Genomic DNA, 15,144 nt, shown 5'->3' on the forward strand with positions numbered 1-15,144 from the left:
TCTTTAGGTTTTGTTTTTCTTGTTAATGATGAACTATGTGATTTATTTATATTTTTGTTTCCAGGAGTTTAATGAACTCCTTTTTATAGGGAACAGGGCGTGAAATTAAGAAATCGTCTTGAATATGAAGCATTCCACCCGAAATAAAATAGCGAAAAGAGACATGATTGTAGCTTTTTGAAACAGGTGGACTTCAATTTTGTTTATCAATCAATTTAACAAACTTAAATACAATGCAATTAGAACAAGCTACTCAAAACACCATCAACACGTGGTTAAGCGGTAATTATGATGCCGATACCAAAGCGGAAATCCAGAAATTAGTAGATCAGGAAGCAACCACAGAACTTACCGATGCTTTTTACAGAGACCTGGAGTTTGGAACAGGTGGATTGAGGGGCATCATGGGTGCCGGTTCTAACCGCATTAACAAGTATACAATTGGTACAGCTACACAGGGTTTGAGCAATTACCTGCTTAAAAAATACCCTGGAAAGGAAATCAGCGTAGCTATTGCGCACGACAGTCGCAACAACTCCGATTATTTTGCAAAGATTACCGCTGATGTGTTTTCGGCAAATGGTATCCGGGTATATTTCTTCAGAGAACTACGCCCTACACCAGAGTTGTCATTCGCCATTCGCAGCCTCGGCTGTAAAAGCGGTGTCATGCTTACCGCATCACACAATCCAAAAGAATATAATGGTTATAAGGCCTACGGACCCGATGGCGGACAGTTTACGTCGCCTGATGATACCGATGTGATGAATGAAGTGGCGGCGATCAGCAGCATTGATGCTGTGAAGTTTGACCGTGATGAGGCGAAGGTTTCTTTGATCTCTGACGATCTTGATCAGGATTATCTGGATAAAATTACCGCATTGTCTGTTTCTCCAGAAGCGATCAAACGCCAGTCAGATCTTAAAATCGTTTACTCTCCGATCCACGGTACAGGAATTACCTTAGTGCCACGTGCACTGAAGCAATTTGGTTTTGACAGCTTAACACTTGTTGAAGAGCAGAGCACACCCGATGGAAACTTCCCTACTGTAGTATATCCAAACCCTGAAGAAAAAGAAGCGTTGACATTGGCTTTGAAAAAAGCACAGGAGATAGATGCTGACCTTGTATTGGCAACAGATCCAGATGCTGACCGTGTGGGTATTGCTGTAAAAAACAACGATGGTGAGTTTGTATTGCTGAATGGTAACCAAACAGGAAGCCTGTTGATCCACTACCTGCTCAATGCATGGGAGGAGAAAGGTAAACTTGACGGCAACCAATACATCGTTAAAACAATCGTTACTTCTAACCTGATTGAAGAAATTGCTAAATCTAAAAATGTTACCTGCTACAACACGCTGACAGGTTTTAAATGGATTGGTAAGCTGATCACTGAGTTACAGGGACAGAAAACATTTATCGGCGGTGGTGAAGAAAGTTATGGCTATTCTGTGGGCGAGCTGGTACGTGATAAAGATGCAATCATCAGCTGTGCATTTATTGCGGAGATGACCGCTTATTATAAAGACAAAGGTACCAGCCTGTACAATGCCTTGCTGGAAATGTATGTGGAATATGGCGACTACAAAGAAGAATTGGTATCGTTAACTAAAAAAGGTAAGTCGGGCGCCGAAGAGATCAAGGCGATGATGGAGACCTTCAGAAATAACCCACCTAAAACATTGGGCGGATCGCCGGTTAAGACATTGAAGGATTACGAATTGGGAACTGAAACTGACCTGAGCAGTGGTAAAGTATCTAAATTGGAACTGCCGAAGTCTGATGTATTACAATTTGTAACAGAAGATGGTAGTATTGTTTCGGCAAGACCATCAGGTACAGAACCTAAGATTAAATTCTATTGCAGTGTAAATGCACCGCTAAAAGATAAGTCCGAGTACAAAACTGTTGATGCGCAATTGGGCGAAAAGATCAAAGCTTTGATGAGCGATTTACAGGCTTAACCTGCTGTAAACTATTTTAAGAGGCTTTCCATACGGGAAGCCTCTTTTTTTGCCCCGTGTTTTCTGCAACTCATCCCGGAGTTTATGCAGCTCATCGGCTTTCCACTGGCATCCAATCTCCTGCGCTGCATATTTGATCATCAGTTCAAAACAGCTCATGAAAACGATACTACTCTCCTTCCTCTTAATACTTACCCTCGGTGGTGCACAGGCACAGACCCGCATCAGCGGCTTTATTAAAACACCTAAAGGTAAAGCGGTAGCCAATGCCAGCATCAGCATTAAAAACAGTTATGATGGTGCCTCATCCGACAGCACTGGTCACTTTGACTTCACAACCTTCGAAAAAGGAAAACAGGTATTGGTATTCTCGGCATTGAATTTCGACAAAGACTCTGTGCAGCTTGTGGTAGAAGGAAAACTGATGAACCTAAACCTGCTGATGAAGGATGCCATCAACGAACTGGAAACGGTAACCATTAGTGCAGGAACTTATACTACCGGAGATGCAAAAAAAGGCGCAGTTCTGGGATCTATAGATATCGCCACCCTTGCCGGCTCGCGCGCTGATGTGATTGCTGCCATGCAGACCTTACCGGGCGCGCAGGCTGCAGGATCTGAGAGCGGGCTATTTGTACGTGGTGGCACCGCAGCAGAAACGAAGACCTATTTTGATGGTATGCTGGTAAAAAGCCCTTTCAATGCGACTGTGCCCGACCAGGCATCACGCGGACGCCTCTCACCTTTTCTATTTAAGGGCACTTCATTTTCTTCGGGTGGTTATTCCGCACAATACGGACAGGCACTGAGCTCGGCACTGGTATTAGAAAGTACGGACCTGCCCGATAAAACAACCACAGGAATTACATTATTGAGCGTTGGCGGTGGCGTAGACCAAAATATCAGGTATAAAAACAGTGCATTGATCCTTGGTGGCTACTACTATAACCTCGCTCCTGCCTACAGCGTATTTAAACAACAGCAGAACAACTTTATCAAAGCACCTGAACAAGGTGGTGGAAGTATCCAGTATAAAGCTAAAACATCAAACTCAGGCATGTTCAAGTTCTATGCCGCTTACGGTGTTGCACAACTGAGTTTAAACAGTCCGAACATCAATGTTCCATCCTCACCGAGTTACTTCAGCAATGCTAACAACAATATCTATGTAAATAGTACCTACAAAGCATACCTGAATGCTTCATGGAAGCTGGAAGCGGGGATCTCTTATAACAGGGATCAGGACCAAGGGCTCATGGTGCAGAACAACTACAAGCGAACAGATAAACTGCTGGAAGGCAGGGCAACACTGACCCACTATTATGGCAGGTTGTCTAACGTCAAATTTGGCGCAGAAACCTTCAATACCGGCAGAGCCGAAAGTCTGAATAATTTAGGCAGATCGTATACCGACCAGCTGAGTGCAGCTTTCGCTGAAAGCGATATTTTTCTGAGCAGCAAGGTGGTTACACGGATAGGTTTGCGCACAGAGTATTCCAGTTATTTAAACAGATATAATGTTGCTCCACGCCTTTCTTTAGGCTATAAAACTGGTAAAGACTCACAGCTTTCTTTTGCTTACGGCCGCTTTTACCAGAATCCTGAAGACAGTTACCTGATCTTAAAAGCACTTGATTATGAACAGGCTGACCACTATATCCTGAAGTATGAACTGAACCTGGCCGACCGCCTCTTCAGGATTGAAGGCTACTATAAGGACTATGCCAACCTGACCAAGGTTAAAGGGAACCAGCTTGATAATTCCGGATCAGGCTATGCCCGCGGATTTGAGCTGTTCCTGAAAGATAAGAAGACCATTCCCAATGGTGATTTCTGGATCTCCTACTCTTTCCTGGATAGCAAGCGTGATTTTGCGAATTACCCAATGCTTGCCACACCGGCTTTCGCGGCAAAACACACTGCATCGCTTGTTGCAAAGCAGTTTATCCCTGCTATCAGTTCGCAGATTGGCGCCACGTATGTCTTTGCTTCGGGCCGTACCTATGTAAATCCGAACAACCCCGTTTACCTGGGCGACAAAACAAAAAGTACTAATAACCTGAGCTTAAGCCTGAGCTACCTGACGCATGTATTTAAGCAGTTCAGCGTATTGTACGTAAATGCCAGCAACGTTGCAGGCTTCAAAAACATCTATGGCTACCAGTATAGCACCGACGGACAAAATCGTCGCGCTATCCAGCCATCATCCCGCAGGGATATCATTATCGGACTGATCATGACCATTGGTGATGACAATTTTGTACGCTAAAAAACAAAATATTATAAAAACCTTAACTCCTAAAAACATGAAAAATCTAACAAAAACATTGACCCTGGCCTTAATCGCATTCAGCTTAAACAGCTTTGCACAGACTGCAACAGAGAAATTCCAGATGGGCATGAAAAAGGGCCTGGAAATGCTTGGCAGTGCCAAAGGTACCGATGGCTTTAACAGCACAGCAAATTACTTCGAGCGCGTAGCGCAGGCTGAAGCGAAACAATGGACACCCTTTTATTATGCCGCCTATAGCAATCTGATTGCTGGATTGACTACTACCGACAAAACTATCAAAGACCAGTACCTGGACAAAGCACTGGCCGAAGTTGATCAGGCAGATGCCCTATCGCCAGACAACAGTGAGATCTATGCTTTAAAGGGGTATGTGCAGTATATTAAATTAAGTGTTGACCCACAGTCAAGGCTTGCGATGATGAGTGCTTCGTCGGCTTCGCTTGCAAAAGCCAAGGCCTTGAATCCTGAAAACCCACGCCCGTACTTCATCTCCGGACAAAATACGTTCTACACACCCGAAGCATTTGGCGGTGGCAAGGCAAAAGCAAAAACTCTTTTGGAAACCGCAGCAGCAAAATTTGCTATATTTAAACCGGCTTCAGCTATAGAACCAAACTGGGGTGCAGATCAGGCAAAAGATTTATTAGCGCAAATTAAGTAAGCAGATGAAGGACAATTGCGGTACGGACACCGAAAGCAAAAGAATCAGGATATTTAACAATCGAGGGTTTTTAATGCGCAACCTGACTTACGCGCTCGTAGGTATTGGCATCGGATGTATTTTAAGTATCCTGATCTCTGCCTTCAACGCTCAGTTTATTGGTTTCCGTGCTGCAACTTACCAACTATTGTTTAGTGTGATCATTTCGTTATCTATTAGCAACAGCGTGTACATTTCGCAAAAGCTCTTAAAGTTTAACAAAGACCAGATCTGGATTTTCATCGTGGTGTATTATGCAAGCAGCCTGTTGGCGATGTTTATCGCGATAGAAACAATCTACCTGGTACAATGGGCATTGCTGGGAAATCCATATCACTTTTTTCATCCGTACGACTATCTTGTGAGCTCTATTCTTGTGATCATTGTCTGTACCATCTTGTACATCTATCACTCGCAAAAAGCAAGGCTCAATGCAAGAATTGCCGAAAAGGACATGGATGTACTGAAGCTGAGACAAATGAAAACACAGGCAGAACTTGCCACCCTGCAGTCAAAGATTAACCCCCACTTTTTGTACAACGCGCTTAATGCAATAGCCAGCCTGATCCATGAAAACCCTGATCAGGCGGAGGAAATGACGCTAAAACTCAGTAAACTCTTCAGATATAGCATTAACAATAATCAGGAAGACCTGGTAACCGTTGCTGAGGATATGGAGATTGTAAGCACATATCTGGATATTGAGCAGGTTAGGTTCGGCGACCGCATTAACTTTGTGCTTGAAGTAGATCCTGCCGTAGCACAGGAAAAACTCCCCCGCTTTCTGATCCAGCCACTGGTAGAAAATGCGCTAAAACATGGTTTGAAAGACGTGATAGTGAATGCAGAGCTCCGTATCAGAATTGGAAAAAACACCGGTTATCTCGTGATCGGCATCATCGACAATGGTGTAGACTTTCCTGCGGAGTTGAATATCGGCTATGGATTACAGAGCACGTATGATAAGCTGAACCTTTTATATGGATCTGGATATGAACTGCAGCTCCTGAACAAACCACTTAAACAAATAGAAATACAAATACCCTTGCAACATGGCTAAACAATGGAAGGCAGTAATCGTGGAAGATGAGCCTTTGGCGCGACAGCGTTTAAAGCGACTGCTTACAGTGCATGAAAGTATAGTTGTTATCGGCGAAGCATCGAACGGCTTAGAAGGATTATTATTGATTCAGGAACTGGATCCTGACCTCGTATTCCTGGATATAGAAATGCCCGTTTTAAATGGCTTCGATATGCTGAGCAGATTAAAAAAAACTCCAAAGGTGATCTTTACAACCGCCTATGATCAGTATGCCGTTAAAGCATTTGATGAAGAGTCTGTAGATTACCTGCTCAAGCCCGTAGAAAAAGAACGACTGGCGAAAGCTGTAGGCAAGCTGCAGCTATTTGAAAGCATCCCTGATTATAGTATCCCACTAGATATGCTGATGAAGCAGTTAAATGTTAAGAAAGCAATAAAGACCTTGACAGTTAAGATCGGTGACAGGATTCTGCTGATAAAATTGCAGGAACTTGCATTCATTGAAGCCGAAGAAAAGTATGTCTTTCTAAGCACCATTGACGGCAAACGCCATTTGACAGATTTTACCTTATCAGGATTAGAGGAGAAGCTACCGGAACATTTTGTCCGGATCAGCAGGAGCTGTATCATCAATTCAGAATTGATCCGTGAGATCAGGAAAGGCTTTAACGGCGCATTTTTCTTTATCATGAACGACAGTGCAGGAAACAAGTTAAACTCTAGTCGAAGTTACGGTGCCGACCTCCGCGAACGGTTTGATTTGTAAGTCCATATTAACCTGGCAAGGGTTGCCTGATGACTTTAAAAGCGCTATTCTAAAACAAAAAGATCCGTTATGTAAAGTAACGGATCTTTTTGTTTTTATTTTTTAACCTGATCTTCAATTGCCTTAAGCAATTTGTCATAAGGAGCAATGAATTTCTCTACACCCTCATCTTCAAGTTTCTGCGTGATCTCATCAATATCGATCCCTGCCTCTTTAACCCTGTCTAAAATTTTTGTGGCACCTTCCAGATCATCCGAAAGTCTGTTGGCAGGCTCGCCGTCTGTACGGTATGCTTCGAGCGTCTCCATAGGGATGGTATCTACCGTATTAGGACCAATCAGCGCATCTACATATTTCGTAGACTTAAATGCGGGGTTTTTACTACTCGTACTTGCCCATAACAAACGTTGAGGTTTGGCACCATGTGCTTCTAAGGCTTTCCAGCGTTCGGTACCAAAAACATCGAGGTAGATCTCATACGCTTTTTTTGCCGACGCAATGGCCACTTCACCCTTCAAGTCGCCCAATCCTTTTTCGTCCAGGATAGGATCAATCATCACATCAATGCGGCTTAAGAAAAAGCTGGCTACGGAAGCGATTTCATCTATTTCAAAACCATCGTTGAGGCGATCTTCCAGTCCACTGATATAGGCTTCGGCAACCTCGCGGTATCTATCTAAGCCAAACAATAAGGTAACATTGATATTTAAACCTTCGCTGATCGCCTGGCGGATTGCAGGTAGTCCTGCGGCAGTACCCGGGATCTTGATCATTACATTATCCCGATCTACCTTTTTCCAAAGGTCAAGGGCCTGATCTATGGTTCCCTGAGTATCTAAAGCTAACCGTGGGGAAACTTCCAGGCTCACATATCCATCGGCACCTTTTACTTCTTCATCATTATATATTGGTTTGAACAAATCAGCTGCTTTCTGGATATCACTGATTGCCAATTGATAAAACACATCTTCATAATCGGCGGCATTACCTGATTCGGTTTGCTCGGCACTGATTCTTGCGATATCAGCATCATAATCAGCGCTACTGCTGATTGCTTTTTCAAAAATAGCCGGGTTGGAGGTTACTCCCCTTACGCCATCCTCATCAATCAATTTCTGCAACTTGCCGGAGCTAATGATGTCGCGGTCTATAAAGTCGAGCCAGATGCTCTGATCAAAATTGTGTATTTCTTTTACTTTGCTGGTTTCCATAAAAAACAATATTTGATTAAGAAACACCCTTATATGGAAAGGGTTTACATTTTTAGCAACGTATTACATTCGGACTACAATTATGAACAAATAGCATACAATTGGGTATTAATACGCGATCTGACATCACTATAAACAAAATTTGAGCGCTAGGGTTATCTTTGCAGTGTTTTCAACTACCTATGATTTGGTGCCCGGAGTTATTCGATTGACTCCGGGCTTTTTTATTGCCAAAAAAAAGAGACCATGTTGGTCTCCTTTTAATTTCATGATTTGAATTGATCTACTTTTTATCAAGATTCCGGGTTGGACTGATACCGTTCGGATCATCCCCATTATTGGTGTTTAGTTTATCAAAAGCCTGACTGATTGCATCAGCTTTGCGGTAATGCCCTTCTAAAGTAGGTAATGTTTTAGTGGCAAATGCCTTCAGTTCGGGATCCCCAAATAATTTGGCTTTACGGAACAGATCAAGTGTTTTAACGTGGTCATCTACCATCATTTTAATATAATGCCTGTCAAATCCGTCTTCCTTTAAAGCTTTCATCTGATCCATATGCGCTTTTTCGGCAACGGGATAACTTGCTGGCAAGGCCAGTCCTTTTTGTGTGGCGATGCTTTTTAACTCATCATTAGCCTTGGTATGATCTGCAAGCATCAGCTGAGCGAATTCTTTGATCTTAGGATTTTTTGTCTTTTGCAAAGCCAGGTTTGCAGCATCTACTTCCATCATGCCGCCAACGGCTGCCTTCTGTACAAAGTCTGTTTCTTCGGGCGTTAATTTAGTAGCTTTATCTTTTGCTACATCACTTACGGTATCTAAAGTTGAATCGGCTGCAACCGTAGTTGTAGTCTTTGCATCATTGGTTTCTGAGTTGTGGCACGATTGCAAACTCAATCCTGAACTTAAGGCTATCAGCGCAAGGGCTGTCATTTTGATGTTATTCATAGGTATATATATTAGCTGTTTTCTTCGTCCTGAATGGCCTTGTGATGTTTAGACCTTTTCTCGTTTTTCTCTTTTTGTCTGTCTACCGCAGAATCTATGGAGTGTGACCGGTGGATATCATCTTCACTCTCTGAGAGGTCTGACAGTTTCTGATAGTATTTATGCAATACATCCAATTCTGATTCAGTAAGGTCTTCAATGTCAACCATACGGTTACTTGCCCAACGGCTTGCTGCGATGAGCTCATTTAGTTTAAGCTGTATCGCTTTCGAATCTTTATTCTGCGATTTCTGAATAAGAAAAACCATTAAGAAGGTTACGATCGTCGTTCCGGTATTAATCACCAATTGCCAGGTATCTGAATATTTAAATATAGGTCCGGTAACTCCCCAGATTACAATGATCGCGAAGGCGATGCCAAATGCAGAGGAACTGCCTGTCCAGCATGTAATTTTTGTTGCAGCTGTTTCAAAGAAACTGTTCTTTTTAGACTTCATGACTGATTGTTGATTTTAAGCACAACACCTGGGAATATTAAAAGTTTTTGGATAATGAACCGGTTAAAACATCAGCATGTCATTTACCCGATTCAAACTAAATTCATCTTAATTAAAAATTTCTTAAACATTTATTTTTTCGAAGAGTTGTAGCCATCAGAAAAACAAAACATTGAACCTATGGCAACTACAGCAAAAACAACAACTAAAGCCAGCGCAGCAAAAACCAGCGCTTCAAAAGCAACTACCACAAGTACAAAAAAGACAACAGGCACTGGAAAAGCATCAGGCATGACCGGGAAAATGAAGGATTCTGAATTCCATGAGTTCTTTGTAGATGAACTTAAAGATATTTATTGGGCCGAAAAACACCTGGTTAAGGCATTGCCTAAAATGAAAAAAGCAGCAACAAGTCCGGAGCTTGCAGCATGTTTTGATAAGCATACTGCAGAAACACAAACACATATTGAAACATTAGAGCAGGTATTTGCGTTATTAGAGGAAAAACCTGCTGCGAAGAAATGTGATGCAATGGCAGGACTGCTGGAAGAAGCAGAAGGCATCATTGAAGATACTGAAGAAGGTACAATGATCAGGGATGCAGGATTGATCCTGGCAGCTCAGAAAGTAGAACATTATGAGATCGCTACTTATGGCACATTGAAAACCTTTGCGGCTTGTATGGGCCATACTGAAGTAGAACAATTGCTACAGCAAACGCTGGACAATGAAAAGGCTACAGACGTAGCGTTGACTGAAGTTGCAGAAGCTTCTATCAATGACGCTGCTGCTGCAGAATAAGTAAAGCAAATTTTTGTGTAGGCCCGGCGCGTAAAGCACCGGGCTTTTTTTATGTCATATCAAATTCTATGCACATCTTTTAGGCATAAAAATTGTAAATTTGAGTACAGAATAAAAGATTATGGCATTTATCGATTACTATAAAGTTTTAGGCATTAGTAAGACCGCAACAGCAGATGAGATTAAAAAGGCCTACCGCAAGCTGGCCAGAAAATACCATCCTGATCTACACCCAGACGACAAAGAAGCAAATAAGCGTTTCCAGGAAATTAACGAGGCTAATGAAGCGCTCAGTGATCCCGAAAAACGTAAGAAATATGATGAATACGGTGAAAACTGGAAACATGCCGACCAGTATGCCGAGCAGAAACGTAACCAGGGTAGCGGCTACGGCGGCGGGAATCCTTTCGGTGGTAGTGGTGGTGGAAACCCATTTGGTGGTGGCGGCGGTGGTAGAGGCTATACCGATAGCGACTTTGGTGGCGGCGACTTCTCTGACTTCTTCTCTTCTATGTTTGGTGGCGGAGGACGTTCATCCGGTCGGAGTGCCCCTAAATATAAAGGACAGGACTATACCGCGGAGTTTCAGATCAGCCTGACCGAGGCCTATACTACCCATAAAAAGACGATTACTGTAAATGGGAAAAACCTTAGGATTACCATCCCTGCAGGTATCGCTGATAAGCAGGTCATTAAATTAAAAGGGCAAGGTGCCGCAGGAGCCAATGGTGGCCCGGCTGGCGACCTGTTCATTACCATTAATATTACCGAAGATCCTGCTATGAAACGATTGAACGATGATCTGTACCTGACGCAGGAAATAGACCTTTATACTGCTGTACTGGGTGGGGATGTAACCATTGAAACGCTAAGTGGCAAAGTGAAACTTAAAGTGCCGGCAGAAACACAGAACGGCACTAAAGTCAGATTAAAAGGAAAAGGTTTCCCGGTATATAAGAAAGAAGGGGAATTTGGAAATATGTTTGTGACCTATCAGGTGAAAATCCCAACAGGACTAACCAGCAAACAAAAGGAATTATTTGAAGAACTGTCAAAATCATAATTAAAACCGAGCATTATGACTACAGCATTAATTACGATCCGCGAATATTGCGGGCACTACCAGATAGAGCCAGATTTTCTTGTGGCCCTGGAGCAGGGTGGATTACTCGCCTTTACCCGCGTGGGCGAAGAGCAGTATATTGCCGAAGAACAGTTGCCCGAACTGGAAACCTATATCCATTTCCATTACGACCTGGACATTAATGTGGAAGGCATTGACGCCATCCGTCATTTACTGCTTCGGGTAAAGGAAATGGATCAGGAGATTCATCAGTTACGCAACCGCCTCTCTATTCACGAATAGACTTCAGGGTTGATAATATTTGGCAATTCTTTGCCGGCTAGTCCGGCAAGGATATTTTTTGCCGCCAACTGCGCCATAGCATCACGCGTTTGTACGGTAGCAGAGCCGATATGCGGCAGCACACATACATTGGGCAGGTCAAGAAGCTCATTGTTGGCATCCATAGGCTCCGGATTGGTTACATCGAGCCCGGCACCCCAGATCAAACCATCTTTTAAAGCGTTTATAAGATCTGGTTCGTTATGAATCCCTCCCCTGGCGGTATTTACAAAAATTGCAGTGTCCTTCATCTGCTGAAATGCAGCCCTGTCAAATTTACCTTTTGTTTCAGGTGTTAGTGCGGTATGCACGCTAAGCACATCACTCTGAGCCAATAGCTCTTCAAAAGACACATAATGTGCGTTCAGCTTCTGCTCAGCCTCCCAATTTCTATTTCTGTTATGATAGATTACCTTCATGCCGTAGGCACCCATGCATTTCCTGGCCATCTCGATCCCGATGTTGCCCAGTCCAAACACACCCAGCGTAGCACCGTTAAGCTCTATGCCGAGATCCGCCGTAGGCTCAAAAAAGCCCCATTCGCCTTTAGCGATTTTTTTATGCTGATAAAATGCTTTTCGCGATGTGGCCAGCATTAGCAAAAATGCCGTGTCGGCAGTAGCACCGCTAAGCACCCCCGGGGTATTACTTACCGGAATGCCGGCTTTTGTAGCAGCATCCAGATCCACATTATCAAAGCCTACAGACATCAAAGCGATTGCCTTTAGGTTTGTACAAGCTTCCAGCATCTCGGCATTTATGGTTGTACTTGCGCTAAGCAAGGCATCGTGCTCCTTGCACTGCTCAATAAGCTCTTCGGCTGTAAGGCTACGTTTCTCTTTCCATTCTGTAAGTGTCATCCCCGCATCGAGCAGCAATCTGCGTCCTGCTTCAGGGATAACCCGTGTGATAAATACCTTCATAATCATTACATAATTACGCAAAGGTAAGCTAGATTAGTGTTTTTCGGCGTTATTTTGTACTTTCAGATTTTATCTATCGCTTACATGCTTAAGTTAATACGGCAACCATCCTATCTAATTACGCTGATCCTGTTTAGTTTAACAGGCATACTGCATGCTCAAACCGCGACTGTGAGCACAAAAAAAACACCTATAGAGAAAGAGGTACTGCTCATCAAAAGCAATGGTACCGACACCTCCATCAATACTTTCATCACGAAAGTAGAATATTATTCCAATTCCTTTAACTCTATGACCTCCCTGCTGGCAAAGGGATTTGATACGGTTGAGATCAGCAGACAGCTGCCGCGTATTGATTCGTTACTCAAATTTATCAAAGGTGGGAACAGCGTAAACGACAGATCCAATACCCTCCGCTCTTTGTATGTGATCCGCGATATCCTAACCCATCAGGAAGACCAATTGAGCGAATGGCAGGCAACCCTGGCGGGCTACAACACGCGTTTGGTGCAGATCCAGAGTAACCTGATCCAGATTAAGGAAGACCGGGCATTGAGTTATGTGCCAGCAGATAGCTTGCTCAAAGATGAGTATAGAGAACAAATGGATGGATTGAACCGGAAATGGAAACGTATGGACGCCTCCAACCGTAAGGTAATGCGTCAAATTGGTTTGCTTCAAAGTCTGGTGGTACAGAACTACATTAACGTAACCAATTATAAAGAACGGGTAAATACGGCATTAAGAAATTTCGGCAAACGTGCATTTTCTGAGGAATACCCCTACTTATGGCAGTCGGGCCGCAGTGACTACGCGAAGAGCTTTGGTGCCGCTTACGACAAGACCATCAGTACCAACGAGCAGCTGCTCGACTATTTTGTATCTGCAAACTGGCCGGTTCATATCTGGTGTCTGCTGATCTTTGCCGGATTTTATGGCTGGACTTTATACACGACGCGTAAGATCAGGAATGAAAATGAAGATCGCGATACGGTGCTTAACCAGGCACACTATATCCCACGTAATACCCTCCTTTCTGCTTTAGTGGTTGCCTTTTTATTGGGTACTTTTCTGTACGACCATCCGCCAGTAGTTTTCGTGGAGCTCATGATGTTGGTTGTGCTCATCTCCACAGGATTACTCATTAGAAAAGTATGGCCAGCACACATCTTCAAATTCTGGATGATGATTGTACTGCTTTCCATTGTTAGCGGGATCAGTAACTTGTTTTTACTGGCTTCTTATACGGACCGGATCGTTATTTTCATTCTGGGCATTGTTGGGTCCGCAACGGGATATTTGCTATTAAAAACTGTCCGCGCCAAAGAAGCCGGCTACCCACCAAAAACAGTTTTATTGTTGCAGATCTTTATCGGATTGCAGTCGCTCTCCGTATTGGCAAATCTTTTTGGCCGATTCAGTCTGGCAAAGATTCTATTGGTTACTTCCCTATTTGGTTTATGGCAGGCGCTGAGCCTCGTGGTTTTTGTACGCGTGATTATGGAAGCTGTCTTTCTACAGCTTGAAGCAAGCAAAGAAAACGACGGTGTGCCTACTTATTTTGATTTTCAGGGACTGCAACAACGGTTCAAGACTGCATTAAATGTAGTTGCCATTGTATTGTGGCTAATTCTGCTTGCAGGAAACCTGAATATCCTGGATAGTGTGTATGATTTTCTCAGTGGGATATTGACGCAGCCTCGTAAGATTGGCGAAACAGCTTTCACCTTTGGGAGTGTGATTATTTTCCTGATTATTATCTATGTTGCTTCGCTAATCAGCAAGGCAATTACGTATTTCTTTGAATTTGCCGACTTCCATTCTTCTTCGCAGACCAGAAAAAACAAGCTGAGCTCTTCGATATTATTGGTTAAACTGGGCATCTTTTCCGTGGGTTTTCTATTAGCTATCGCTGCCTCGGGCATTCCTATCGAGCGTATCACCATTATTTTAGGTGCTTTATCTGTAGGTATCGGTTTTGGTTTACAGACTATCGTGAACAACCTGGTTTCGGGAATTATTCTGGCTATTGAAAAACCTGTGCAGATAGGCGATTTGATTGAAATCGGCACCAGATCGGGAACAGTAAAATCAATGGGCATCAGGGCGAGTAAGATTGCCACGTCCGACGGCTCTGAGGTTATTGTGCCTAACGGGGATTTGTTATCGCAACACCTGGTAAACTGGACACTCAGCGACAAACACCGTCGTGTAGAGCTCATTATTGGCGTCACGTACGGAAGTGACTTAAACCGTGTGCTGGCTCTGCTTCGTGGGATTGTGGATACACGCGATGACATTATGCATGATCCGGCAGCCATGGTGCTGATCCATAATTTTGGACCGAGTTCTGTGGACTTCAGGATCTTGTTCTGGGTTCCCGAGATCGGTAACTGGCTAACTTTGAAAAGTCAGGTGCTAAGTGATATTTACGAGGTATTTTACCGCGAAGGGATTGAAATGCCTTTTCCGCAAACCGATGTACACCTGCATTACCCTGAAAATCAGGACAAGCTACCTGAAGAAAGGAAAGACACGGAAGCTACTAAACCTAAAACATCTGAACCTACAATTGACAAACTATAGTATT

At 43.4% G+C, this 15,144-nt stretch carries 14 protein-coding genes; 9 read left to right on the top strand and 5 right to left on the bottom strand.

The window, feature by feature from the left end:
• Positions 1-233: 233 nt before the first annotated feature.
• Entirely contained in the window at positions 234-1,967 is a 1,734-nt protein-coding gene (locus tag CLV32_RS17535) for a phospho-sugar mutase (protein WP_133557923.1), read from the top strand.
• Here the strand turns inward: CLV32_RS17535 and CLV32_RS23155 are convergent.
• Complete coding sequence (locus CLV32_RS23155) at positions 1,956-2,126, bottom strand: hypothetical protein (RefSeq protein WP_166641977.1); 171 nt, start codon at positions 2,124-2,126, stop codon at positions 1,956-1,958. The genes CLV32_RS17535 and CLV32_RS23155 overlap by 12 nt on opposite strands.
• Here CLV32_RS23155 and CLV32_RS17540 point away from each other — a divergent pair.
• The 4 genes from CLV32_RS17540 (at position 2,125) to CLV32_RS17555 (ending at position 6,768) form a co-directional block, all read left to right on the top strand.
• Positions 2,125-4,236 carry a TonB-dependent receptor gene (locus tag CLV32_RS17540; protein WP_133557925.1) on the top strand — a complete coding sequence of 704 codons (2,112 nt, stop codon included), beginning with the start codon at positions 2,125-2,127 and terminating at the stop codon, positions 4,234-4,236. The two genes, CLV32_RS23155 and CLV32_RS17540, sit on opposite strands and share 2 nt — an antisense overlap.
• Before the next feature lie 37 nt (positions 4,237-4,273).
• A complete protein-coding gene (locus CLV32_RS17545; RefSeq protein ID WP_133557927.1) occupies positions 4,274-4,921 on the top strand; it encodes a hypothetical protein in 648 nt (215 codons plus the stop codon).
• Between the two features lie 73 nt (positions 4,922-4,994).
• Complete coding sequence (locus CLV32_RS17550) at positions 4,995-6,020, top strand: sensor histidine kinase (protein ID WP_166641978.1); 1,026 nt, start codon at positions 4,995-4,997, stop codon at positions 6,018-6,020.
• The gene (locus CLV32_RS17555) at positions 6,013-6,768 is read left to right on the top strand and encodes a LytR/AlgR family response regulator transcription factor (RefSeq protein ID WP_133557931.1); all 756 of its coding nucleotides are present in this window, start codon (positions 6,013-6,015) and stop codon (positions 6,766-6,768) included. Before CLV32_RS17550 ends, CLV32_RS17555 begins: the two co-directional genes overlap by 8 nt.
• 95 nt (positions 6,769-6,863) lie before the next feature.
• Here the strand turns inward: CLV32_RS17555 and tal are convergent, their stop codons facing one another.
• The 3 genes from tal to CLV32_RS17570 form a co-directional block, all read right to left on the bottom strand.
• On the bottom strand, positions 6,864-7,979 hold the full coding sequence (gene tal / locus CLV32_RS17560) for a transaldolase (protein WP_133557933.1): 1,116 nt from the start codon (positions 7,977-7,979) through the stop codon (positions 6,864-6,866).
• 283 nt (positions 7,980-8,262) lie between these two features.
• Entirely contained in the window at positions 8,263-8,928 is a 666-nt protein-coding gene (locus CLV32_RS17565; RefSeq protein WP_133557936.1) for a DUF4142 domain-containing protein, read from the bottom strand.
• A gap of 11 nt (positions 8,929-8,939) precedes the next feature.
• A complete protein-coding gene (locus tag CLV32_RS17570) occupies positions 8,940-9,425 on the bottom strand; it encodes a low affinity iron permease family protein (RefSeq protein ID WP_133557938.1) in 486 nt (161 codons plus the stop codon).
• A 180-nt stretch (positions 9,426-9,605) separates the two neighbouring features.
• Between CLV32_RS17570 and CLV32_RS17575 the strand changes: the two genes are divergently transcribed.
• The 3 genes from CLV32_RS17575 to CLV32_RS17585 all read left to right on the top strand — a co-directional run bounded on the left by CLV32_RS17575 (position 9,606) and on the right by CLV32_RS17585 (position 11,592).
• On the top strand, positions 9,606-10,226 hold the full coding sequence (locus tag CLV32_RS17575; protein ID WP_133557940.1) for a YciE/YciF ferroxidase family protein: 621 nt from the start codon (positions 9,606-9,608) through the stop codon (positions 10,224-10,226).
• A 121-nt stretch (positions 10,227-10,347) separates the two neighbouring features.
• Positions 10,348-11,289 carry a DnaJ C-terminal domain-containing protein gene (locus tag CLV32_RS17580; RefSeq protein ID WP_133557942.1) on the top strand — a complete coding sequence of 314 codons (942 nt, stop codon included), beginning with the start codon at positions 10,348-10,350 and terminating at the stop codon, positions 11,287-11,289.
• Positions 11,290-11,304: 15 nt separating this feature from the next.
• Positions 11,305-11,592: a chaperone modulator CbpM gene (locus tag CLV32_RS17585; protein WP_133557944.1), complete on the top strand. Its 288-nt coding sequence runs from the start codon at positions 11,305-11,307 to the stop codon at positions 11,590-11,592.
• Here the strand turns inward: CLV32_RS17585 and CLV32_RS17590 are convergent.
• Complete coding sequence (locus CLV32_RS17590) at positions 11,583-12,554, bottom strand: 2-hydroxyacid dehydrogenase (RefSeq protein WP_133557946.1); 972 nt, start codon at positions 12,552-12,554, stop codon at positions 11,583-11,585. The genes CLV32_RS17585 and CLV32_RS17590 overlap by 10 nt on opposite strands.
• 84 nt (positions 12,555-12,638) lie before the next feature.
• Here CLV32_RS17590 and CLV32_RS17595 point away from each other — a divergent pair, with 84 nt between their 5' ends.
• The gene (locus CLV32_RS17595; RefSeq protein WP_133557948.1) at positions 12,639-15,140 is read left to right on the top strand and encodes a mechanosensitive ion channel family protein; all 2,502 of its coding nucleotides are present in this window, start codon (positions 12,639-12,641) and stop codon (positions 15,138-15,140) included.
• Positions 15,141-15,144 lie beyond the last annotated feature (4 nt).

It is taken from the genome of Pedobacter duraquae (assembly GCF_004362245.1).
GTDB classification, from domain to species: domain Bacteria; phylum Bacteroidota; class Bacteroidia; order Sphingobacteriales; family Sphingobacteriaceae; genus Pedobacter; species Pedobacter duraquae.

Bases quoted from the DNA above. Each gene is read 5' to 3' on its own strand.
- CLV32_RS17535 (WP_133557923.1), top strand. From the start codon at position 234: ATGCAATTAGAACAAGCTACTCAAAACACCATCAACACGTGGTTAAGC.
- CLV32_RS17540 (WP_133557925.1), top strand. From the start codon at position 2,125: ATGAAAACGATACTACTCTCCTTCCTCTTAATACTTACCCTCGGTGGT.
- CLV32_RS23155 (WP_166641977.1), bottom strand. From the start codon at position 2,126: ATGAGCTGTTTTGAACTGATGATCAAATATGCAGCGCAGGAGATTGGA.
- CLV32_RS17545 (WP_133557927.1), top strand. From the start codon at position 4,274: ATGAAAAATCTAACAAAAACATTGACCCTGGCCTTAATCGCATTCAGC.
- CLV32_RS17550 (WP_166641978.1), top strand. From the start codon at position 4,995: ATGCGCAACCTGACTTACGCGCTCGTAGGTATTGGCATCGGATGTATT.
- CLV32_RS17555 (WP_133557931.1), top strand. From the start codon at position 6,013: ATGGCTAAACAATGGAAGGCAGTAATCGTGGAAGATGAGCCTTTGGCG.
- tal (WP_133557933.1), bottom strand. From the start codon at position 7,979: ATGGAAACCAGCAAAGTAAAAGAAATACACAATTTTGATCAGAGCATC.
- CLV32_RS17565 (WP_133557936.1), bottom strand. From the start codon at position 8,928: ATGAATAACATCAAAATGACAGCCCTTGCGCTGATAGCCTTAAGTTCA.
- CLV32_RS17570 (WP_133557938.1), bottom strand. From the start codon at position 9,425: ATGAAGTCTAAAAAGAACAGTTTCTTTGAAACAGCTGCAACAAAAATT.
- CLV32_RS17575 (WP_133557940.1), top strand. From the start codon at position 9,606: ATGGCAACTACAGCAAAAACAACAACTAAAGCCAGCGCAGCAAAAACC.
- CLV32_RS17580 (WP_133557942.1), top strand. From the start codon at position 10,348: ATGGCATTTATCGATTACTATAAAGTTTTAGGCATTAGTAAGACCGCA.
- CLV32_RS17585 (WP_133557944.1), top strand. From the start codon at position 11,305: ATGACTACAGCATTAATTACGATCCGCGAATATTGCGGGCACTACCAG.
- CLV32_RS17590 (WP_133557946.1), bottom strand. From the start codon at position 12,554: ATGAAGGTATTTATCACACGGGTTATCCCTGAAGCAGGACGCAGATTG.
- CLV32_RS17595 (WP_133557948.1), top strand. From the start codon at position 12,639: ATGCTTAAGTTAATACGGCAACCATCCTATCTAATTACGCTGATCCTG.